The following is a 23,160-nucleotide window of genomic DNA, read 5'->3' on the forward strand; positions in this document are numbered from 1 at the left end:
AGAGTCTAATAATTTAGATACTGTCACCTTTTCTTTATTTTTCAGCAACCCCTAACTATGGCTTTATCAATCGCCTGCTGTTAGCGGAACTGCTACATCTGTGTCTTCATTCTTACTCATATCTCTTTCCTGGGATTTAGGATGATCGAGAAGACGCAGATATCTGTGACAATTGCACTTGTGTCATAATTGCACGCAGACATCTGCACTGGATGCGGTATTGTCAACTTGATTACTCCTAGAGAAATTTTATGGAATAAAAGTACTAACAGTGGTGACACTAACATCAAGGATGATACTTGACAAGACAGAAACACCCGCGATCGCCCTAATATCCTCTTGAAGCAAAAAGATTTTTGTGTAAGGGTATCTAATTGATTGTTGCGCAGCATAGCTTAAACAACAACATTCCCAGTTTTTGGAGAAGTGGGAAATAGTTTAAAACTCCTAATGAAGGAACATCTCACAGCTTTCTCGCTTACTAGTTTCAACTTCTAGTTGACATAAAATTATTGTTAAAAAAGTTCCTATATGGCTTATGTGAGTTGGAGTCTGGAAAGGCGTAAATACGTCAACATGGTTAAACATCTTGGCTAAACCACAGCCTGAAACCCTTGCTATAGCTTGGGCATTTTTAATTCACATAAGGCGTCCTATATCAAAATTTAGTAACTGTCACACGAATACCAGAATCCAGTTTAGGAACCTTGAGATACTCAATTGGTTCAGTACTTTGAGTCTTGGTTGGCTCCTGACATTGCTTAAAAAAAGCGCTTGGGTTATTGATGAACTCAAGCGGGTTAATTTTTTGGCATCCTCGCTCCTGCATCAGCGAAATTGATTCAGCAGCTTGTTTTGGATTATTAGTCTGTCCGATAAAATTGCTCCATGTAGCGTTAATCGTAGCTGGTTCTGTCAATAAAACTCCAACCCGATCGCGATCATCCATTGTTATAGGAACATTCTCTTGGTTAGCATAGGCTCTCTGACTGAGGGTGAGTGCGCTAATCACAACGGCTAAGATAATAGAAGAGGATTTCATAATTCAATCTCTCAACATTTAATGTCAGTTTAATAATTACAATTGCCTAGATCCAAAAACAAAGAAATAGGAGGCTATCTTGAGTACTTTAGATTAACACAGGTAATAATAAATATAGCCAAACTTCATGAAAAATATAGTGAAATCTAGTAAAATATGACTGAAGTTTGCCTACCTTGAACAATTTGCTTGAGCTATTTGTCTAGTTAATTGAGATATTAGCTGGATTTCCGCTGTCTTGTACTAGTCTGATGTAGACTAATTTATTGCTCTAGCCACGCTGTTATTTGATACTCCTTTGCTGGGCTACGTTAAATTGAAGCTGGTACCAATTTACTTACTAGCCGTTTATATTTCATGCGTGTTAACATGCAGATATTTATGCTACATATCGTAGTATAAATATACATAAAGGCGAATTAAACTGATTGCGAGTGCTTATAGGTTCAATACTAAAATCATGCAATTTTATGATTGCCAGTCCCGTATTATTCCCAAAATTAACTATTATTCAGAGCAAGAATTAGTTGTTCTTTAAAGTTTTGAAGTAGCTTACGTAAAGATTCATCCAGTCTTTATAGGCATCTGTTTTCACTGTCTATAGCCTATCTCTGAAGTGCTTACATTGCTTATAGGCTGGCACAATTGTTCTATTCCTTACCCTGAAGGAATTAACTCTTCTTGTCTTTTCAAAATCAGCAAACCGAGAGTGAATGTATTAGTATATTCTATGAATTTTTTGTAAAGTTATCAAATTCAGTGTTCTTACATAATATGATAGTGATTGTTAGTTTACTAATCAATATTTGCATTAGTAGTAATACAAAACGAAGTTAACCAACATTAAGCTCCAAAAATGAAAAGCGACTAAATCAGGAATAAAATTGTGACTCATCTTGTTTTTGCTCTCAATCAATAAAATATCAATCTAAGTTAAAATTGCAACTTGCAAAGCTAATAGTTAACTTCAGATATTGAAGAACCTCAGCAACAAGGTATTAGCTAACAATCAACGCAAATATTAATAGTGCAAAATAGACTACAGCACTACTGTAGTCAAAAATGTTGATAATATTTGCTGTAAGTAAATAGCCTTTTTATAAAATTTTACATAATATTATGACGATGGAATCTTTACCAAATTTTGAAGAAGTAAATATTCAGAAATACCTAGAAGTTCTTCAACGGCGTTGGCTACCTCTAGTTGGAATTTTCGCCATATCTGTTAGCCTTGGATGCTTGTATGCATTTTCACTAAAACCTTCATACAAGGCAGAAGGAAGTTTGATGATTAAAACAAATCGCTCTTCTTCACTCACGGGCTTACCGGATGACATAGGACGCCTAGAAGCTTTGAATGTGAACGACAATCCCCTGGAAACTCAGGTGAGAGTTATCGGATCGAATCCAGTAATTGAGAAAACGATTAATTCTCTCAATCTCAAAGATAGCCGAGGTAAACTGCTCTCGATTCCAGACTTGGCAAAACAAATAAAAATAGAAGGAATCAAAGGCACTGATGTTGTACAACTTTCTTATAAAGGCGGCGATCCGAAACTAGCTGCTAAAATCGTCAATGAAGTTATTGACAGTTATATCGATCTAAATATCAAGGCTAATCAGAATGAAGCGCGGACAGCCAAACAGGTTCTTGTAACGGAAGTACCTAAAGCTGAGGAAGTTGTCAGAAGAGCCGAATCAAAACTGCGAGTATTTAAAGAAACGAATAAAGTTGTTGTCCTAGACCAAGAAGCAGCCGCAGCAGTCGATACAATTTCTAAGTTAGGAAACCAAATTTCTCAAGCTTTAGCTCAACTAGATGATGTGAAGGGTCGTCTAGAACAGTTAAGCAGTGAAGCTCAGGTAGATTCACGGCAAGGTGTAATTGAATCTGAATTGAGTCAAGCACCTGGAGTTCAGAAAGTGCTTGCTGAACTCCAAGAAACAGAAAGCAAACTAGCAATAGAGCGGACTCGTTTTGCACCTGAACACCCTACAATTACTAACTTAGAAGAAAAAGTCGTAGCTCTTAAGAACTTGCTAAAAGAGCGGACAGGACAAGTAGCTGGTGGAGCGCAGATAACACAGGGAAGTTTACAGGTTGGACAACTGCGGCAAAGCCTAATTGCAGATATTACACGTGCCCAGGCAGAACGCGTTGGTCTAGAGAGACAAATTGCCACACTCAAACAACAGCAAAATGCCTATATCAAACGAGCAAATAATTTGCCAAGGCTAGAACAAAGTCAACGAGAGCTAGAACGGAAACTGCAAGCAGCTCAAACAACTTACGAAACACTCTTAAAGAAACGCCAAGAGATTGATATTGCACAGAACCAAAAAATTCCAAATGCTCGTGTCATTTCCTATGCTTTAATCCCTGATAAAGCAGAAGGACCTCGGAAAATGCTGTTTATCGTTGGTGGAGCAGGAGTTGGTTTTTTCTTAGGTATCATTGTCGCCTTTACTTTAGACTTGATAGACCGCTCGGTGAAGACCGTCAAAGAAGCCAAAGAAGTCTTGAGATACAGTGTTTTGGGAGTCATTCCTACACAAGGTAGAAATGCTAAAGATCATTCTTCTATACCAGGACTTGATAGAGCTATTCCCAAAATTATTGGCAGAGATATTCCTTACTTCCCTGTTGGTAATGCATATCAAATACTACAAGTGAATTTGAAGTTCCTCTGTTCTGATAAACCGCTCAAAAGCATTGTAATTACAAGTTCCGTTGCCAAAGAAGGAAAGTCTGACGTATCTGCAAATTTAGCTGTGACTATGGCTCAGGCGGGGCGTAGGGTGTTGTTGGTGGATGCAGATATGCGTCATCCCATACAGCATCATATCTGGGGACTAACAAATACAATGGGACTAAGTAATGTAATAATTAATCAAGCTTCTTTAGATACAGTTGTTCAGGAAGTCATGCCTAATCTGGAAGTTCTTACTTCTGGAGTTTTACCTCCCAATCCGGTGGCAATGCTAGATTCTCAACGTATGGCTACATTAATTAGTAGCTTTGGGAGAGATTACGATCTTGTAATTTTTGATACTCCCCCATTGTCAGGAATAGCAGATGCTGCTGTTTTAAGCACCTTGACTGACGGTATATTATTAGTCGTTCGTCCTGGAGTGGTTGACTTGAATAGTGCAAATGCAGCTAAAGAGTTTTTAACTCAGTCAGGTCAGAAGGTATTAGGGATAGTCATCAATGGTGTGAATACTAAAAATGAACCTAATAATTATTTTTATGACACTAAAAAACGACAAATTGAACAAGATTTAGTATCTAGCAGCTTAACTAAATTTCGCCAAGAGCGTTAAGTTATCTTAGAAATTGTGAAAGCTACTATCACTACAACCATCTAAACCCAATTTTGTAACTATAGGAATAATGGATAAAACTAAAATCAAAACTTCTTGTTTAATTAATAATTACAATTATGCTGAATTTATCTCTGAAGCAATTGATAGCGCTTTAAATCAGACAGTTAAATTTGATGAAATTATCATTGTTGATGATGCATCTACAGATAATTCTGCGGAAGTTATCAATAAATTAACTCAATTTGCTAATGTTAAATCTATCTTTAAAGAACAAAATCAAGGGCAATTATCATCTTTTAATGAAGGTTTTTTAGCTGCTACTGGTGACATTATATTTTTTTTAGATGCTGATGATATTTATGAACCTCAGTATTTAGAAAATGTCCTAAACTTTTACAATAGACGCAGTGAATGTGATTTTTTATTTTGTGCGTATAAAAAATTTGGAGCAGTAGAAGGGATATTTCAAGACGATGCAGTTGATTTAGATTTGGGTTATTCAGTAATTAGAACTTTATATAATGGCGAATGGATTGGTTCCATAACTTCAACATTATCAATACGTAGAGAAATAGTCAGAAAATTTTTACCTATTCCAAATTTAGAAGATTGGCGTGTAAGGGCTGATGACTGTTTGGTATGGGGAGCTTCTTTGGTGGGGGCTAAAAAGTTTTATATGTCTAAACCTTTAGTGATGTATAGAATACATGACAATAACCAGTATCATAATAAGAATTTTTTAGATGTAGACAAAAACTATGAATACAAAAGATTCTGGAAACGCAATTCCCTGTTTAATTACATTCTGCAAAAAAACAATTTTAGCTCCCCATTATTATTAGCCTTTACATCTATCAGGGAGCTACAAACAATACCATGCCCCAAATATAACGATTTTGTTACTTATTTGAAAATAATATTTTTATTTGAGCATAGTTTGTATTGGAAAATCAAGGGCATTGTTTTCTTATTTAGCTATTTTTTGAAAATTTTGATTAGTGGTAAATTAAAAATTATCTAAGTGATCGCTAATGTGAGTTACTAAATAAATACACTTTATTTTGTATTTGAAAAAATGAAAAAATTGTATGAGCAAGATTGATAAATATAAATAATCGTATGTGATTAATTCACAAAAATAATGTTAAGCAAATTAAAAATTAAAAACTTATCGAAATTTAAATCTCGTTCTGGGCTGCGTGCAATTGTTGCTAATACAGGTTGGTTATTTGCCGATCGCATTCTACGTATGGGTGCAAGCTTGGTTGTAGGAGTATGGGTAGCACGTTATTTAGGCGTAAAACAGTATGGTCTATTTAACTATGCTTTAGCTTTTGTTGCCTTATTCAGCCCAGTTTTTACTCTCGGACTAGATGACGTAGTAGTTCGCCATCTTGTTCGTCAATCATCAAACAAAGAGGAAATTTTAGGAACTACTTTTTGGCTAAAATTTTTGGGTGGAATTGCTTCTGTTTTATTGGCAGTTAGCACGATGTTTTTCTTAGGTGAGCATGAAACACTAAAGATATGGCTAGTTGCAATTTTAGGAATAGCAGGAGTTTTTAGGGCATCTGATACTATTGAACTGTGGTTTCAATCACAGGTGCAGTCAAAATATACTGTAATCGCTAAAAACATAGCGTTTCTGCTAAATACTCTCATCAAAATCGTACTTATTTTAACAAAAGCACCGTTGCTAGCTTTTGCTTTGGTAACATTAGCAGAATTTGCAATGAGTGCAATTGGCTTACTAATTGTTTACCAAGTCAAAGGGTCTTCATTGTGGTTATGGCGTTGGAGCGTTGCAGCTGCCAAAACTCTTCTGAAAGAGAGCTTACCTCTAATTTTTTCGGGGTTCGCCATCATGATTTTTATGAGAATAGATCAGGTGATGTTAGGTCAAATGATCGGAGATAGTGAGGTTGGTATTTATTCTGCGGCTGTACGTGTTTCTGAAATTTGGTATTTTATTCCGGGGGCGATTGTTTCTTCTGTTGCTCCAGCAATTTATGCCGCCAAGGAAAAATCAGAAAGTCTTTACTATCAGCGAATAGGACAATTACTCAGTCTCATGACTTGTATATCTTTAGCAATTGCTCTTCCAATGTCCTTTTTATCTGACAAGATAATTATGGTGATGTTTGGAAGTGGATATGCAGATGCAGGAGCAATATTAGCAGTTCATATTTGGACTTCTTTGTTTGTATTTATGGGTCTTGCAACATCACCTTGGTTTATTGCTGAAGGTTTGAACCACGTTTCTTTAGGTAAAACTTTATTTGGAGCGATACTAAACATTATTCTCAATTTATTACTTATTCCTAAATATGCAGGACTTGGGGCTGCGATCGCAACAATAATATCTCAAGCTGCTGCTGCTTTTATATGCAACGCATTTGATTCAAGAACACAAAAGCTATTTAAAATTCAGGTGCGATCGCTTATTCATTTTTACAAATACTAATTGTTGCTACTTAAATTTTATTATTATGCAAACACCCATAACTTTTATTATTTTTAAACGTCCACAAACAACAGAGAAAGTTTTTGAAGCTATTCGCCAAGCAAAGCCAACAAAACTTTTTGTAATTGCAGACGGCCCCCGCACTGACCGCGAAGGTGAGGTAGAAAAATGCGAAGCTACTAGGGCAATTATTGAGAGAGTTGATTGGGATTGTGAAGTAATCAAGAATTATTCTGATATCAACTTAGGTTGTGCAAAACGGGTATCAAGTGGTTTAGATTGGGTATTTAATAATGTTGAGGAGACAATTATTTTAGAAGATGATTGTATCCCTCATCCAACTTTTTTCAGGTTTAGCGAAGAACTGCTGGAAAAATATAGAAATGATACCAGAATCGCCACAATTTCTGCTCAAAATCTTCAACTTGGACGAAAACGTACAAATTATAGTTACTATTTTTCTCGTTACAACCACTGTTGGGGTTGGGCAAGTTGGAGACGTGCTTGGCAACATTATGATTTGACCATCAAACTCTGGAAAGAGGTACAAGCAGAAAACCTTTTATATGACATTCTTCTAGACCAAAAAGCGGTAAATTCTTGGCAACGAATATTTCAATCTGTTTATGACAATCCTACCGGTATAACCTGGGATTACCAATGGACATTTGCTTGTTGGATGCAGGGAAGCTTAAGTATTATTCCCAATGTCAATTTAATCTCTAATGTTGGTGTTGGTGCAGACGCAACTCACTTCACTTCCAATCAAGAATTTTCGTTCATCAATATGCCGATGCAAGCAATGGAATTTCCCTTACAACATCCACCATTTATTGTCAGGAATGTAGAAGCAGATAATTTTACACAGAAAACAGTCTATAAAGCAACTGCATTGGACATTTTTAAAGAGGAAGTGAAGAAAAGATTGAATTACTCAGCGATAAAATAATAAATTAATTAAATATCCCAAATGAAAGTAAAATTAACAGAAAAAATATTAACTATCTTGCTATTACTCATTGCTGTAGGGGCATTAACAATACACCCTGCACAAGAAGTTTCCATGTCTACCCTTGGAGGCGATAAGCTAGATACTTTGTTCAATATAGTTTCATATTTAATTCTATTTTATTTCCTAATTTTATACTGGAAAGGTTTTCTTTATGTAATTACTAGAAGTCCATTACAGTTTTTTCTACTAGCAATAGTTATATTTTCTCTTTTATGGTCAGAAGACCTAAGTTCTAGTCTTACTTATCTAAGAGGTCTAATCCGCATATATTTTCTTGCAATCTATTTAGCAATGCGTTATTCCCTTAGGGAACAAATGAGACTGATAGCTTGGGCACTTGGTGTAGCTGCATCATTATCTATAATATTTTCTGCATTCGTACCAGGTTATATTCACGAATCACCTGAATTACTAGGTATGTGGAGTGGAATTTATGGTCATAAAAATGAATTAGGTTACATGATGGCTTGGAGTGCAGGAGTTTTTTTGCACCTAGCTCTTAGTGGTCATCGATATCGCTGGTTGATGTGGGGATTATGTGGGATCTCTATATGTCTAATTATTCTCTCACGTTCAACAACATCTTTAACGATCTTATTGACAATGGTATTACTTTTACCTTTCTACAGATCCTTGAAGAAAACTAATTATAAATTACAAGTTATTATGATTACTTCAACTTTGATGTTCCTGATGATTTCTTCAATATTACTTCTCAATAATGCCGAAACTGTAGTTGGTACTTCTGGTAAAGACCTTACCTTCAATGGACGCTCTGACCTCTGGGATCTAGTAATTTCCAAGATATTGGAAAGACCTTGGTTAGGTTATGGATTTTCGGGATTTTGGACTAGTAATGCTGCATCTAAATTAAGAGCTACTTATGATTGGGCAAGTAATGCCCATAATGGTTTTTTAGAATTATTGTTAGAGTTGGGATTTTTAGGTTTTTTGACTTTTGCAGCAGGGTTTGTCCGCTTTTTTGCAATGGCATTGACTCGAATTATTTCTGTCGCTAAAAAACCGGAAGATTATTGGCCAATGCAGATGCTAATTATCATAGTCATAGTTAATTTTTCAGAAGCAAGATTATTAACTCCTAGCTGGAATTGGTTAATGTATGTCACCACTTCATTATCTTTAACTGTTGAATATCAAAGAAATCGTAAAAATATTTTAGTCAATTAGTTTTTATGGCAGTCAGAAAGAATTTTAGTGATTATTAAGTTAATAAAAATGAAAATTTTACATATTAGTACCTATGATATTAATGGCGGTGCGGCGAGGGCTGCATATCGTTTACACACAGGTTTACAGGATATAGGACTACAGTCACAAATGTTAGTTCAGGAAAAATATAGCAATGATAAAACAGTAATTGCACCTAAAATTAGACTATTTCAAGGCATCGCTAAGGCAAAGTTGACAGTTGAAAGTTTACCATTAAAGCTTTATCGTCAAAAGAAAAATACTCCATTTTTTACTCAATGGTTGCCAGATAGAGTTATTCCGAAAGTTGCTCAGATTAATCCAGATATAATCAATCTGCATTGGATTAGCGGAGGTTTTATGCAAATAGAAACCTTTGCTAAACTGAAGCGTCCTCTAGTTTGGACTCTCCATGATATGTGGGGGTTTACAGGAGGATGTCACGTTACTGGAGAATGCGATCGCTACAAAGCATCCTGCGGGGCTTGTCCTCAACTCAACAGTGGTAGTGAATGGGATTTATCCCGTTGGGTATGGCAGCGCAAAGTAAAAGCTTGGAAAAATTTAAATTTAACTCTGGTTTCACCAAGTTCTTGGTTAGCAGAGTGTGCTCGTTCTAGCTCTTTATTCCAGAATTTGCGAATTGAGGTAATTCCCCACGGATTAGATACTCAAAAATATCGACCGATTAATCAACATTTTGCACGAGAAGCACTCAATCTACCTCGAGATAAAAAACTGATACTCTTTGGAGCGATAGAAGCCACAAGCGACAGAAATAAAGGATTTCATTTGTTGCAACCAGCTTTACAAGAATTGAGTAAATCTGGCTGGAAGAATGACTTGGAAGTTGTGATTTTTGGAGCATCTCAACCCGAAAATCCACCTGATTTAGGCTTCAAAACCCACTATTTGGGACACTTACATGATGCTATATCTTTAGCAACTGTTTACTCAGCTGCTGATGTAATGCTTGTACCATCTCTTCAAGAATCTTTTGGACAGACAGCTTCGGAATCATTCGCTTGTGGTACTCCAGTTGTAGCGTTTAATTCTACTGGCTTAAAAGATATTGTCGATCATCAGCAGAACGGCTATTTGGCTAAACCTTATGAAGTTGAGGATTTTGCCAAAGGAATTACCTGGGTTCTTGAAAATGAACAGAGGTTGCAAAAAATGTCATTTCATGCTCGTGAGAAAGCCGAGCAAGAATTTACCCTGGAACTTCAAGCACGTCGTTATTCAGGCTTGTTTCAGGAAATATTGATGATAGCAAAGAAATCTTCATTGAGTAATTAACTTAGTAAATCAATACTTCATAATATGTCAATACCTATAGCTTTTATAATTTGTACAGAACCTGGTCGTTTAGAAGGCCAATCTTTGATGCTTGCAGAAAGTATTCGTAAGTTCTGCGGCGAATTGAAAAATACACCTATATATAGTTTCCATCCTAGAGTAGGTGAACCTATTTTAAAGGAAACCCAACAAGCCTTTGAAGCTTTGCAGGTGACTCATCAACAAATCCCGATAAATCAAGAATTCCATGAATATTATTTAGCTAATAAGCCCCTAGTTTGTGCCTATGCAGAACAAAATATCGATGCAGAAATATTGGTTTTTTTAGACAGTGACAAATGCTTTTTTTCGGAACCAAAAGAATTTTTATTGCCCGTAGATTGTAATGTACGGATGCGTCCTGAGTATGGTCAAGGAATTGGTTCTACAGGTTTGCAAGATCCTCAAGAATGGTATTGGCAAAAACTATATGAAGTACTGGGAGTAAAGCGTGAGGTATTTGTTGACACACCCATTGGTAATAAGAGAATCAGAGCCTACTGGAATTCTGGTTTGATTGCTGTCAGAAGGAGTACGGGTATATTTACAACTTGGAAAGAGAACTTTGAAAAAGTAATGCGCTTGGATATTACTCCTCCCCAGGGTATTTATTTTGTTGAGCAGTCTGTTTTGTCTGTAACTTTATGTGCCTTGGAAGAAAACGTTGAACATCTTCCCTCTAATTATAGTTATCCATTACCTTTACATAACCGTTTATCGAAAGAAATACAAATTAAACATTGGGATGATATTGTATCCATTCATTATTTCAACTTATTTTTTTATCACGATTGGTATGGACAAATAAAAAGCTTGAAAAAGTTTAATATTCATTCAGATAAATATCAATGGTTATGTAAAGAGGTTGTCAGGTTTAATATGCCTCGTGTATCAGTTTGGCATAGATATTTGTTGGAAGTCAGAAGAATGGAACAAAAACTAAAAAGCTTTAACTTAGATATTAATTTCAGCGGATGGATAGAGAACAAGGTTAAGTTTTAAACTGACATCACGATATATGAAAGGTAAAACTTTGAGAATTGAGATTATAAATAAAATCCATCTAAAATATATCTAAATTTATTATTTTGATTAACTATTTTTGTACATATTATTATGAGGCAAATGAGATGAATAAAGCGAATCTAGCTGTAATTATGACATGTTATAACAGACGGAATACAACTCTTGCCTGTCTAAATGCCTTATATCAGCAAAAAAATGATTGTGATGTTTATTTAACCGATGATGGAAGTTCTGATGGGACTACAGAGGCTATTAAAGCAGAATATCCAGAAGTACAAATTCTTCAAGGTAATGGCAATTTATTTTGGGTGGGAGGAATGCATCTCGCTTTTGGTGAAGCAATAAAATATAAATATGATTATTATCTATGGTTGAATGATGACACATTTTTGGAAGCCAATGCTGTGAGTAAACTATTACAGGTTCATCAAAATTTAACAGAACTTGGTTATCCAGACTCAATTGTAGTTGGTTCAACTAAAGACTCAATTACAGGAAAAGCAACCTATGGAGGAGCAGTAAAATCTAAAAATTGGTATTCTAATAAATTTGAATTTTTAAAACCAAGCTCCGTTATCCAAAAATGCGATGCTATGTATGGTAACTGCGTGCTAATTCCTAAAAGTGTGGCCGCCAAAGTTGGCAATATTGATACAGCTTTTGTCCATAGTTTAGGAGATTTAGATTATGCCCTGAGAGCGCGTAAATTGGGTTGTAAAATATGGGTAGCCCCTGAGTATATTGGTACTTGCACTAAAAACTCTATCCGCAATAGTTGGGCAGACACCAATTTAAATCTCTTAGAACGTTTGAAAAAAGTACTACAAATCAAAGCATTTCCATTGAAATCATGGACTATATTTTGTAGCAGACACTCTGGGCCATTCTGGATATTTTACTGGTTCTTACCTTATATAAGAGCAATTATTGGTTACAAAGATTTGGCTACCTCTCCTACGTTTTCTGAGGATATTAATCAAACTGGCTCAGAAGTCTAATACTTGCACGAGAGTCATTGCTAGATAATATTTGGATAAGTTCTAACGTATCTTAAGAATTTGACAAATGCAATTTCAAATTATAAAATAATAATCAGAAATCATTCTATGGGTAAACGCTTACTAATCGTCTCAACTCTCGATTCTAGTCAGCCATTCGGTGCATTTACTAGACCTTTTTATCTAGGGCAATATCTTACTAAACATTTTGATGTTTTTCAACTAGGTTTAGATTGTTCGTCTGTGGATTATGCACCTTCTGTTTCTATTGGTTCAAGAAGCTTGAAGTCATATATTCAATCCATAGAAAAGTGCATCGACGAGTTTTGTCCAGATATTGTGTATGCTCAAGAAACACTACCTGGATTGGCTGCTTTAATTTCACTAAAGCTTAGAAAACACAGTAGCTCCTCTCTTGTCTTAGATTTTCATACATTTTCGCCTTATGAATACTGGATGCGTTTGTTTTCAGTTGCCAATCCTTTCAAAGAGTTTGCACAATGTATTAAGACATATATTGCTCAGGGAATTTTAATATTTTCTGGTAGTCCAATTATTGCAGCAGGTGAATCAATTCCTAAACTAATTTCCCAATGGTATGGAAAAACTCCAGAGCAAATTTATTCTATCGGGAATGGTGTTACTGAAGACTTACTCAATACTGAAGTTTTTCCAGATAAAGACCCCTATCAGGCATTCAGACCAGCTAAAATAGTCGTTATCATTGCTCCCAAAACATTTCAATTTCCAACTAATGATATGTCTGTATCAATGGCTATTGAGGTTGCTAAATACCTTGAAAGTCATCAGCAAAAACTACATTTTGTCGTCATTGGTAGGGATAGTAATGATATTTCAGAACCAATACCCTCTAATATTTCTTTTTTAGGCTTTTTACCTAAAAGAGAAGATTTTGTCTCCCATCTGAAATATGCAGATATTGCTTTATTGCCATTTTCAAAACAAGCAGTAGCAGGTGGCGCTCGCAATAAAGCATTAGATTATTTCGCTAGTAGAAAATTAGTTGTATCAACACCAGAAGGATTACGAGGTTTAGAAGAATTTCGCCATTTAGAACATCTGTTAGTAACAGGATGTTCTAGCGAAGAAGTCGCTAATACAATACTGGATGCTGCTTCAAATATTGATAGATATCAATCACTTGTAGATACAGCATATACTTTAATTACAGAAAAGTATTCCTGGAATGCAAGAGCACAGAATATCGCAGACATCCTCATGAAAATAAGTGTTTTTTAGTTATATTTAAATAATAATTTTTAACTAAAAAACTTGGATATTTCAGTAATTCAGTGTTGGAATATTACTAATTAGTTTTACAAAATCACTTTTAAATTGAGATAAAATCTCATATTTGTCAAAAGAAAAATAAAATATGAAAAAGCAATTTTCTTATAAAATTATTGGTGCTCAAGTGGATGCACTCTCTATTCCTGACTTAAATTTATTGATTGAAGAATCTATCGATCGGAATGAAAAATGGATTATTGCTAACCACAACTTACATAGTCTTTATCTCTTACATAATGATCTAAAAATGCAAGCTTTTTATTCCAAGGCAGAATATACCCATATTGATAGTATGCCTTTAGTGTTTATTGGAAAGCTGTTGGGTTTTCCAATTAAACGCGAACAAAGAGTAACCTATGCTGACTGGGTATGGCCTCTGATGGCAGAAGCTGCTACTAAAGGCTGGCGTGTATTTTATTTAGGTTCAAAGCCAGGAGTTGCTGAAAACGCAGCAAATATTTTATGCCAGAAATTTCCTGGTTTACAGATTGCTTGCGCTCATGGCTATATTGATATAGATAAAGATAGTCAAGAAAATCTCGCCACTGTGGCTGCAATTAATGCTTACAAACCCCATATATTAATGGTGGGAATGGGTATGCCACGCCAAGAATATTGGATTTACGAAAATCTTGAATATATTCATGCCAATACTATTTTGACTAGTGGAGCCTGTATGGACTATATAGCAGGAGCAATACCTACTCCTCCTCGGTGGATGGGAAAGGTGGGTTTGGAATGGTTGTATCGCTTGTTGTCTGAACCGAAGAGGCTTTGGAGACGTTACTTAGTTGAGCCTTGGTTTGTTGGCACATTATTTTTACAAGAAATTTGGAATATCTCAAGTAAACGAAAAAAAAATAACCTTCTGGTATTTATAAGTACGAAATTTCAAAAGTTCGTAGCTTGATCGAGTCTCTCAGACTCTTAGCAGTAGGTCGCTCAATTCGTCACGAATTTATGAAATGTTGTACTAAGATTTAATGATTAATTAGTCAGTAAGTCTTATTCAACTTTCATAATCGTGAATAACTAAAAATATCTCCATCTATTTTGCTTAAAATAATAAAAATTTTATAGCAATTCCCGGTATAGTGAGGTACATTTTCAAAGCTACTAAGCTTGGTAAACAAGATTTTTATGTACCTCAGTTGCTAAGGAAACGCTATATTTACGCCTGGGCGGAGTATTAAGTTGATTCCTGAAAAGCCTGGGCTATAGCATTGCGAGCTGGTTTAGATTGCAGGTTCTCATCGAAGGGAAGCGGACGTAGAAATTTCCAGAGACTTGGATTGTTTCTAAAGGTTTTTCTTGGCATCCATTCGGGATGACGTATCCAGGTATGACGATCGCTAAGTCCCCATGTAATCACAGTATCGACTTTAGCTGCAAAACACAGATCAAGATATTGCTTGTAACTATCGGCTACCATTTGGTCTAAGCTTTTGATACTATCGGGTAGCGGGGTATCAATGATAATATCTAATTCCGTAATTATTGGTTTCACTTCAAGATCGTTAAGCCGTTTTAAGACCGAATTAAATCCTTTCTCGTCAAAACCATAGGCAGTAGAAAACCATAGATGTGACTGGATACCTGCCCCGTCAATTTTAACGCCACTATTCTTCAGATATTCGACCATTCTTAAGAAACGTTCTGATTTCCATGTGGTGCCTTCGATGCCAAAATCGTTTAGGTAAAATTTCTTGCTGCTATCAACTGAAGCGGCAATTAAAAACAAGTCTCGAATCAATTCTGGTTTTACCCCTTTACGCAAACCATAGGTAGCGTTATCAGTTTCATTTTCACTATCAGCGATGATTTCATTGGCAATATCCCAAGACTTTAAAACGGGACTATTGCGATAATGCCCCATGACTCCTTTAACATGGCGTTCGATCATCGTAAGTGTAGGTGGATAAGGAACCCAGTCTGGGTTTCCCATGTGCCAGAAAAGGGTATGCCCGTGCAATTCTATCTTATGTTTTTGGCAGAAATCAGCGATCGCATCTGCTGATTCAAAGGTAAATTGTCCTGGCTGTGGTTCAGTAGCGTTCCATTTTAATTCACCGTTCGGTGTCACAATGGAACATTCACGAGCCATCAGGTTAGCGTAATCTTTCTCTGTTTGCAAAAATTCACTAGAAATTGCTGCGCCATAACGCTTTCCTTTGGCGGCAGCTAATTGCCGAAGAGGCCGAAGAGGAGAATTTAAATTTTTACTTGTATAATTTCCTGCAATAGCATTCGTACCTTGATTTTCTTTTTGGTTATCCTTTTGTAAAAACCCCATAGTTAATAAAGCAGAAAGGGTTGTATATCCTGCTCTTCTTAAAAAATTTCTCCGATAAGGCATAAATTGTATTTAATCAAAAACACATAAGATTATATTACAAAATAAATTTTGATACTTTTTGAGGTTTAGTGATAATTCACACAGTCATTACACAATATAAAAATGTTAAAGTATAACGCATGTTCGACTTACATCAATTAACTGTACTTTTACAACATACTAGCGGGAAAGATACTATCCTTAATAATAAAGATTCATTCGATCATAAATAGTTAATTATGTCTAAATCAGCACCGGATAGTTGCAAAATTGTGATGTTTTTAGATCGTACTACTTTGCTGCCGATGGTGATGCGATCGCCATTGACTCTACTTTTCTCCAGCTATTCTTAGAACGTAAAGCCGATCGCATCATTTATATGGAATATAGTCAATTGAAAATCGATAGTGTAGTTATTGTCACAAACGGCAATTAATACCAATCTGTGAGTCGTTATATTGTCAAATTAACTTACTGTTATAGTTTTATAAATTAGGTTTCTAACTCTTATTATGACAACTCAGTTTTCTTGGACTAAACAGTGGTATCCTATTATTCCTTTAAACTACTTAGATATTTTGAATCCCACTCCTATCACTCTTCTGGGAAAAAAACTGGTGATTTGGAGAGACAAAAATCTCAAGTGGGTAGTAATGGATGATGTTTGTCCTCATAAGTTGGTGCGACTATCTATGGGAACCATTACTGAAGATGGAAACTTAATGTGTAGACATCACGGTTGGTGTTTTAACGGTGAAGGGAAATGCACTAAAATTCCTATGTTGGCTGGTAGCCAAGCAGAAGTAACTGCTTGTGATAGTTTAAGGTCACGAGTTACAACATATCCTACACAAGTTATCCAAGAATTGCTTTGGGTATGGCCAGATGATAGTTCAACAGCCTTTGAAGATTGTTACTCAAAGCAGCCAGCTACCATCCCTGAATCAGAATTAGATATATCTTCCACCTCCTGGCAGATGACAGAAGTTCCGGTTGGTTATACCGTCTCTGTTGAAAGTACTTTTGATCCTTCTCATGCAGAATTTCTTCATGAAGGAATAGGTCTTTTTTCACCTAAAACAGCTGTGCCTATGGAATATTTTGAATCTGTTGGAGAAATATCTGCTCAAGAAGGTTTTACTCTCAAACATCAAGGCTACAATCTCTTCAACAAAGATATGGAGGCGATGCGGAAGTTTACTCCACCCTGTTCTAATACTACGATATATCGTTACCCCAACGGCAAAACTAATATTTTTCAGTTGTACTTTGTTCCTACACAACCAGGTTGTTGTAGGTATATTGGCAAGTTGATTTCTGATGGAAGTTCAGTTAAAAGGAATTTTTGGTTTAAGATTCTCCCAAAAGATTTACAAACTGGGTTACAGCACTTATCCACATATAAGCTAAGTGACCAAGATTTATCAGCTATGCATTCCCAGGAAGTGAATCAGTCATCATTAGATAAAAAATGGCAAAGGGCATACTTTCTGCCTTCTCCCTCTGATGTGGGTATTATAACTTTCAGAAAATGGCTAGACGAATTTGCTGGAGGTAGTCCTTCATGGCAAGGGTGTGTAGAAGACAGTGTTAAACAATTGAGTGATGAACAATTATATGACCGATGGCATAGACATACAAAGCATTGTCCAAGTTGTCGTAATTCTCTGGTTTTTCTAGAAAAGGTACAAACTTTTGGTAATATTTGTATTATGATATTTGCATTATTAACATTGGTTTTGATCTCAATAAGTGTTCACGTAAGTTTAGTATTAATATCAAGTATCATTGCAGTATTTAGTTATTTTTTATCATATAAATCGAATGAGATAAAGCAGCTTTTTCTTAGTAGTATTCACAATCGAGGTTTACCATTGGTTAAACTTTATGATGACAAAGTAAAATAAATTATGCTGCGACAAAAAACTATCTAACTAAAAAACTGAATGAGACTGTTGACAATCAAAAAAACCCCAATCCCACTTAAAACAAAGGGTAAGATTTTGCTTACCAAACTATTTATTCTATAATAAAATTTTTCTAAATAACTAATAGCTTTGTCATTTAACACTAGATAGATAGCAACCATTATCAATAATGGAAAGATAAAAATTAAATCGTATAATGCCCAAATTAATATAAATATTGGGATTGAAAGATGGGCATCATTCATTTGCTGGAGAGCAGCAATATGAGGCAATGCAGTTGGAGTTTCTACGGCGACAATGGTAAAACCTAAAAGAAAAGTGTGCAGTGGCTTGAGTGAATGAGGTTGTACAGCTTTTGTAGAAGGCTTCAAAGTTTTTGGTGCGTTATATCCGACAATCAATAGTCCTATTCCTGCAAGTAATTGCAATACATAAATACTCTCACCAACATAATTTAAAGCTTCTTGAATTACTTGTCTAAGTCCCCAACCAATTAATAGTCCTGAAATCAAAAGTCCAACATATTCCCCAAAGGTAAAAGCTAATACACGGATAACAGGTTTCGGCGTACTCAGTAGATAAATTTGTACTGCAAAGCCATTAGGATTAATACTACCAAATAATGAGATTGCTGCTAGAGAAAGTAAAAAATAGGTCATCTTTGAATGAATAGTAAATTGCTTTTGACTTTTGTGAGTAATCTTAAGTAATAGAAGCAGAATAAGCTACTGCTCATTCTGTTTGTACTACAGTAATTGTATTTTGACTTGATAAGTGACCTCTAAGGTTTAAGTAAAATACATCAGAGATTCCCGACCCTATACCCCACAAAAAAGAATAAATTGCCTCAAAGTCTTTTCAAACAGAGATTTTGATTGTTGAGTACATTATTAATGCATATTAATAGATGCGGTATTGCAAATGAGATAATTAATAGATGCAGTATTGGTTGAAAGTTAATTTAAAAGCCTAAAACCATCAATAAATTATCCTTTAAATGTGGGTAAATCCTACCGCTAAATCTTTAATGCATATAATACACTCACTTTCTAATTCTGGCTATTTATGATTCTTATATTCAAGTGTTCTGATAATGCAGTTTAGAGGCGGGGACAAAATCAAGTTATGAACAAAACCTTTGCAACTATCGATGGGAATGAGGCTGTTGCCCGTGTTGCTTACAAATTAAATGAAGTGATTGCCATTTATCCTATCACCCCCTCTTCAGCAATGGGTGAATGGGCAGATGCTTGGTCGGCAGAAAGTCGTCCCAACCTCTGGGGTACTGTTCCCAGCGTCGTGCAGATGCAGAGCGAAGGGGGAGCGGCTGGTGCTGTACATGGGGCTTTGCAAACAGGTTCCCTGAGTACCACCTTTACGGCATCTCAGGGATTATTGTTGATGATACCCAACTTCTACAAAATTGCTGGTGAGTTGACTAGTGCCGTGGTTCACGTTGCCGCCCGTTCCTTGGCTACTCATGCTTTATCAATTTTTGGCGACCATAGCGACGTCATGGCAGCTCGTGCGACTGGTTTCGCCCTGCTGTGTTCGGCTTCGGTGCAGGAAAGTCAAGATTTTGCTCTCATTGCCCATGCTGCTACTTTAGAGACGCGAGTCTCGTTTATGCATTTCTTTGACGGTTTCCGCACATCACATGAAGTGCAGAAAGTCAAATTGCTTTCAGATGATGATTTGCGATCGCTAATCCACGATAATCTAATACTCGCCCACCGCAGCCGCGCCCTCACCCCAGATCGTCCCGTATTGCGCGGTACTGCCCAAAACCCCGATGTCTACTTTCAAGGACGTGAAGGTGCTAACCTTTATTACAATGCCTGTCCAGATATTGTCCAACGCATCATGGATGAATTTGGAGAACGCACGGGAAGGCATTATAAAATCTATGAATATTACGGTGCTAAGGATGCCGATCGCGTTATCGTTCTTATGGGTTCAGGTTGTGAAACCGTCCATGAAACAGTAGATTACCTTAACGCCCGTGGTGAAAAACTTGGCGTGGTGAAAGTGCGACTTTACCGCCCCTTTGATGTCCAAAGGTTTGTTGCAGTATTACCAACTAGTGTAAAAGCGATCGCAGTTCTCGATCGCACCAAAGAAGCAGGTAGCGCTGGTGAGCCTTTGTATTTAGATGTAGTGGCTGCTATTCATGAAGCGTGGGGGGATAGGAGAGCAGGGGGAGCAGGGGAGGCAGGGGGAGAAAATACTTTTTCATACCCTAAAATTATTGGTGGTCGTTACGGTCTTTCTTCTAAGGAATTTACTCCGGCGATGGTGAAGGGCATTTTTGATAATCTTGCCCAAGCTAAACCAAAAAATCATTTTACGATTGGGATTAATGACGACGTTAGTCACACTTCTCTCAGCTTTGACCCTAACTTTTCTACAGAATCGGATGATGTTGTCAGGGCGATGTTCTATGGGTTGGGTGCTGATGGTACAGTTGGCGCTAACAAAAACTCCATCAAAATTATTGGTGAAGAAACCGACAATTACGCTCAAGGCTACTTTGTCTTTGACTCCAAAAAATCTGGCTCAATGACCGTTTCTCATCTCCGCTTCGGTAAAAAGCCAATTCGCTCTACCTATCTAATTGACCAAGCTAACTTTATTGGTTGTCATCACTGGGGATTTCTGGAACGCATAGATATTTTGAAGGCTGCTATTCCTGGAGCGACTTTGCTGCTTAACAGTCCATACAATGCAGATACCGTCTGGGAATATCTGCCTTTGAAGGTACAACAGCAAATTATCGATAAGCATTTGAAGTTATACGTAATCAATGCTAGCCAGGTTGCCCGTGAAAGTGGCATGGGTGGCAGAATTAACACCATTATGCAAGTATGCTTCTTTGCCTTAGCGGGTGTCTTGCCGCAAGAAGAAGCGATCGCTAAAATCAAACAAGCAATTGACAAAACCTACGGTAAAAAAGGCGTAGAAGTTGTCCGCATGAACCTGCAAGCTGTAGACAATACCTTAGACAACTTGCATAAAGTAGATGTCCCCCAAACAATCCTCACTACTTCGGCTCCGCTCAGTACAAGTCCTAACTCCTCACTCCTAACTCCTAACTCCTCACTTAACTCCGCTCCCGATTTTGTGCGAGAAGTTCTGGGCAAAATCATGGTGTGGGAAGGTGATGACTTACCTGTTAGCACACTGCCTGTTGATGGCACTTTTCCCGTAGGTACTGCGAAGTGGGAAAAACGTAACGTTGCCGAAGAGATACCTGTGTGGGAACCGGATGTCTGCGTTCAATGTGGTAAGTGCGTTATGGTTTGTCCCCACAGTGCCATTCGCGCCAAGGCTTATCAAGTCGATGAGTTAGTTAATGCACCAGAAACCTTCAAGTCAACGGGTGCAAAGGATAAAGACTTTGCCAATCAAAAATTTACCATTCAAGTTGCGCCAGAAGATTGCACGGGATGCACTATTTGTGTAAATATTTGCCCTGCTAAAAATAAATCTGAGCCATCGCTGAAAGCGATTAACATGGCAAGACAGTTGCCATTGCAAGAGCAAGAGCGAAAAAACTGGGATTTCTTTTTGAGTTTACCTAATCCTGACAGGCGATCGCTAAAATTAAACCAGATTCGCCAACAACAACTGCAAGAACCTCTATTTGAATTCTCTGGTGCTTGTGCAGGTTGTGGTGAAACACCTTACTTAAAATTATTAACACAATTGTTTGGCGATCGCGCCGTCATTGCCAATGCTACAGGTTGTTCTTCAATATATGGTGGCAATCTTCCTACCACTCCTTGGACAACCAACGCCGAAGGACGCGGCCCCGCATGGTCTAATAATCTATTTGAAGATAACGCCGAATTCGGTTTTGGCTTCCGCCTCTCCCTTGACAAACAAGCTGAGTTTGCGGCGGAATTGTTGCAACAGTTGGGAAGTGAAATAGATGAAAACCTTGTCTACTCCATCCTGAAAGCTGAACAAAAATCCGAAGCTGATATTTGGGAACAGCGCGAAAGAATAGAACTGTTGCAGCAGAAGTTAGATGAAATCGTAACTTTTGACCCCAAGTTAAAATCTAAAATCCAAAATCTCAAATCCCTTGCAGATTATTTGGTGAGAAAAAGCGTTTGGATTGTTGGCGGTGACGGTTGGGCTTATGATATCGATTTTGGCGGCATCGATCATGTAATTGCTAGTGGTCGCAATGTCAATATATTGGTGATGGATACAGAAGTATATTCTAATACAGGCGGTCAATCTTCCAAAGCTACGCCACGAGCCGCAGTTGCCAAATATGCCGCCAGTGGTAAGCCAGCACCTAAAAAAGACTTAGGGATGATTGCCATGACCTACGGAAACGTCTACGTAGCGAGTGTAGCTCTTGGTGCTAGAGATGAACATACCCTGAAAGCATTTTTAGAAGCAGAAGCTTATGATGGCCCATCTATAATTATTGCTTACAGCCATTGCATCGCCCACGGCATTAATATGACTACCGGGATGAATCATCAAAAAACTCTGGTAGAATCAGGTCGTTGGTTGCTGTATCGGCATAATCCAGAGTTGCTTAACCAGGGTAAAAATCCATTGCAATTGGATATGCGATCGCCTACGCAATCTGTAGAACATTCGATGTATCAAGAAAATCGCTTCAAGATGCTCACTAAGAGTAAACCTGACGTTGCCAAGCACTTGTTAGAACAAGCCCAAACTGAGGTAGATGCCCGTTGGCAAATGTACCAATATCTCGCAAAGCGCGACATTCTCTGAGCATCAGCCCTAGTTTTATTTATAAAAATTGCAACTTTAGTTACTAAAGTTGCAATTTTTGTTACAAAATAATCATTTCGGTTAGTAAAGTAATTATTTTTATAACAAATATTATAATTTTCGTTATAAAATTACCCTTTTAGTTAGTAAAATCATTATTTTCGTTACAAAAGAATGATTTTGGTTAGTAAATTCATTCTTTTCATTAGTAACGCTGTGATTTAGGTTGTATCGAACCCAAATTTCAGCTAGCAAACGCACAAATTTTTAGGTTTCGTTCCTCAACATCATCTTTAAGAAGAGTGCCATGTCTACCAAGAATTGTGATGTTCAATGACTTGCTAACGCTTCTTTACAAGACGCTCTTACTAGCTTGCTTAACCCTAAAGATACGCTATCAGTGACGCAAAAA

General features: G+C 36.9%; 16 protein-coding genes. 13 read left to right on the forward strand and 3 right to left on the reverse strand.

Annotation, left to right across the window (positions count from 1 at the left end; all coding sequences use genetic code 11):
* Positions 1–658 precede the first annotated feature (658 nt).
* A complete protein-coding gene (locus tag ACM0OX_RS07575) occupies positions 659–1,042 on the reverse strand; it encodes a hypothetical protein (protein WP_414514343.1) in 384 nt (127 codons plus the stop codon).
* A gap of 1,119 nt (positions 1,043–2,161) precedes the next feature.
* On the opposite strand from ACM0OX_RS07575, the gene ACM0OX_RS07580 reads away from it, so the two are divergent.
* From ACM0OX_RS07580 to ACM0OX_RS07625, 10 genes are all read left to right on the forward strand, one after another.
* On the forward strand, positions 2,162–4,366 hold the full coding sequence (locus ACM0OX_RS07580; protein WP_414514344.1) for a GumC family protein: 2,205 nt from the start codon (positions 2,162–2,164) through the stop codon (positions 4,364–4,366).
* Positions 4,367–4,436: 70 nt separating this feature from the next.
* On the forward strand, positions 4,437–5,390 hold the full coding sequence (locus tag ACM0OX_RS07585) for a glycosyltransferase family 2 protein (RefSeq protein ID WP_414514345.1): 954 nt from the start codon (positions 4,437–4,439) through the stop codon (positions 5,388–5,390).
* A 120-nt stretch (positions 5,391–5,510) separates the two neighbouring features.
* A complete protein-coding gene (locus ACM0OX_RS07590; protein WP_414514346.1) occupies positions 5,511–6,833 on the forward strand; it encodes a flippase in 1,323 nt (440 codons plus the stop codon).
* A gap of 25 nt (positions 6,834–6,858) precedes the next feature.
* On the forward strand, positions 6,859–7,782 hold the full coding sequence (locus tag ACM0OX_RS07595) for a glycosyltransferase family 2 protein (RefSeq protein ID WP_414514347.1): 924 nt from the start codon (positions 6,859–6,861) through the stop codon (positions 7,780–7,782).
* Between the two features lie 21 nt (positions 7,783–7,803).
* A complete protein-coding gene (locus ACM0OX_RS07600; protein WP_334896634.1) occupies positions 7,804–9,033 on the forward strand; it encodes an O-antigen ligase in 1,230 nt (409 codons plus the stop codon).
* Between the two features lie 48 nt (positions 9,034–9,081).
* Positions 9,082–10,353 (forward strand): glycosyltransferase family 4 protein, encoded by a 1,272-nt coding sequence (locus tag ACM0OX_RS07605; protein ID WP_414514348.1) that lies wholly within the window; start codon positions 9,082–9,084, stop codon positions 10,351–10,353.
* A gap of 24 nt (positions 10,354–10,377) precedes the next feature.
* Positions 10,378–11,394, forward strand: a complete 1,017-nt coding sequence (locus ACM0OX_RS07610; RefSeq protein ID WP_414514349.1) for a hypothetical protein — start codon at positions 10,378–10,380, stop codon at positions 11,392–11,394.
* Between the two features lie 128 nt (positions 11,395–11,522).
* Positions 11,523–12,416: a glycosyltransferase family 2 protein gene (locus ACM0OX_RS07615; protein WP_414514403.1), complete on the forward strand. Its 894-nt coding sequence runs from the start codon at positions 11,523–11,525 to the stop codon at positions 12,414–12,416.
* Between the two features lie 108 nt (positions 12,417–12,524).
* A complete protein-coding gene (locus tag ACM0OX_RS07620) occupies positions 12,525–13,676 on the forward strand; it encodes a glycosyltransferase family 4 protein (protein WP_414514350.1) in 1,152 nt (383 codons plus the stop codon).
* A 136-nt stretch (positions 13,677–13,812) separates the two neighbouring features.
* Entirely contained in the window at positions 13,813–14,637 is an 825-nt protein-coding gene (locus tag ACM0OX_RS07625; RefSeq protein WP_414514351.1) for a WecB/TagA/CpsF family glycosyltransferase, read from the forward strand.
* Between the two features lie 279 nt (positions 14,638–14,916).
* Here the strand turns inward: ACM0OX_RS07625 and ACM0OX_RS07630 are convergent, their stop codons facing one another.
* Positions 14,917–16,020 carry an endo-1,4-beta-xylanase gene (locus ACM0OX_RS07630; protein ID WP_414514352.1) on the reverse strand — a complete coding sequence of 368 codons (1,104 nt, stop codon included), beginning with the start codon at positions 16,018–16,020 and terminating at the stop codon, positions 14,917–14,919.
* 304 nt (positions 16,021–16,324) lie between these two features.
* Here ACM0OX_RS07630 and ACM0OX_RS07635 point away from each other — a divergent pair, with 304 nt between their 5' ends.
* Together ACM0OX_RS07635 and ACM0OX_RS07640 are read left to right on the forward strand one after the other, a co-directional pair.
* The gene (locus ACM0OX_RS07635) at positions 16,325–16,498 is read left to right on the forward strand and encodes a hypothetical protein (protein WP_414514353.1); all 174 of its coding nucleotides are present in this window, start codon (positions 16,325–16,327) and stop codon (positions 16,496–16,498) included.
* A 76-nt stretch (positions 16,499–16,574) separates the two neighbouring features.
* Positions 16,575–17,969: a Rieske 2Fe-2S domain-containing protein gene (locus ACM0OX_RS07640; RefSeq protein ID WP_414514354.1), complete on the forward strand. Its 1,395-nt coding sequence runs from the start codon at positions 16,575–16,577 to the stop codon at positions 17,967–17,969.
* A gap of 23 nt (positions 17,970–17,992) precedes the next feature.
* Here the strand turns inward: ACM0OX_RS07640 and ACM0OX_RS07645 are convergent, their stop codons facing one another.
* A complete protein-coding gene (locus tag ACM0OX_RS07645; protein ID WP_414514355.1) occupies positions 17,993–18,649 on the reverse strand; it encodes a GAP family protein in 657 nt (218 codons plus the stop codon).
* Positions 18,650–19,115: 466 nt separating this feature from the next.
* On the opposite strand from ACM0OX_RS07645, the gene nifJ reads away from it, so the two are divergent.
* Entirely contained in the window at positions 19,116–22,748 is a 3,633-nt protein-coding gene (nifJ, locus tag ACM0OX_RS07650) for a pyruvate:ferredoxin (flavodoxin) oxidoreductase (protein ID WP_414514356.1), read from the forward strand.
* The last annotated feature ends 412 nt before the right edge of the window (positions 22,749–23,160 follow it).

Source organism: Nostoc sp. PCC 9305 (genome assembly GCF_963920915.1).
Lineage (GTDB): Bacteria > Cyanobacteriota > Cyanobacteriia > Cyanobacteriales > Nostocaceae > Nostoc.

Bases quoted from the DNA above. Each gene is read 5' to 3' on its own strand.
- ACM0OX_RS07575 (WP_414514343.1), bottom strand. From the start codon at position 1,042: ATGAAATCCTCTTCTATTATCTTAGCCGTTGTGATTAGCGCACTCACC.
- ACM0OX_RS07580 (WP_414514344.1), top strand. From the start codon at position 2,162: ATGACGATGGAATCTTTACCAAATTTTGAAGAAGTAAATATTCAGAAA.
- ACM0OX_RS07585 (WP_414514345.1), top strand. From the start codon at position 4,437: ATGGATAAAACTAAAATCAAAACTTCTTGTTTAATTAATAATTACAAT.
- ACM0OX_RS07590 (WP_414514346.1), top strand. From the start codon at position 5,511: ATGTTAAGCAAATTAAAAATTAAAAACTTATCGAAATTTAAATCTCGT.
- ACM0OX_RS07595 (WP_414514347.1), top strand. From the start codon at position 6,859: ATGCAAACACCCATAACTTTTATTATTTTTAAACGTCCACAAACAACA.
- ACM0OX_RS07600 (WP_334896634.1), top strand. From the start codon at position 7,804: ATGAAAGTAAAATTAACAGAAAAAATATTAACTATCTTGCTATTACTC.
- ACM0OX_RS07605 (WP_414514348.1), top strand. From the start codon at position 9,082: ATGAAAATTTTACATATTAGTACCTATGATATTAATGGCGGTGCGGCG.
- ACM0OX_RS07610 (WP_414514349.1), top strand. From the start codon at position 10,378: ATGTCAATACCTATAGCTTTTATAATTTGTACAGAACCTGGTCGTTTA.
- ACM0OX_RS07615 (WP_414514403.1), top strand. From the start codon at position 11,523: ATGAATAAAGCGAATCTAGCTGTAATTATGACATGTTATAACAGACGG.
- ACM0OX_RS07620 (WP_414514350.1), top strand. From the start codon at position 12,525: ATGGGTAAACGCTTACTAATCGTCTCAACTCTCGATTCTAGTCAGCCA.
- ACM0OX_RS07625 (WP_414514351.1), top strand. From the start codon at position 13,813: ATGAAAAAGCAATTTTCTTATAAAATTATTGGTGCTCAAGTGGATGCA.
- ACM0OX_RS07630 (WP_414514352.1), bottom strand. From the start codon at position 16,020: ATGGGGTTTTTACAAAAGGATAACCAAAAAGAAAATCAAGGTACGAAT.
- ACM0OX_RS07640 (WP_414514354.1), top strand. From the start codon at position 16,575: ATGACAACTCAGTTTTCTTGGACTAAACAGTGGTATCCTATTATTCCT.
- ACM0OX_RS07645 (WP_414514355.1), bottom strand. From the start codon at position 18,649: ATGACCTATTTTTTACTTTCTCTAGCAGCAATCTCATTATTTGGTAGT.
- nifJ (WP_414514356.1), top strand. From the start codon at position 19,116: ATGAACAAAACCTTTGCAACTATCGATGGGAATGAGGCTGTTGCCCGT.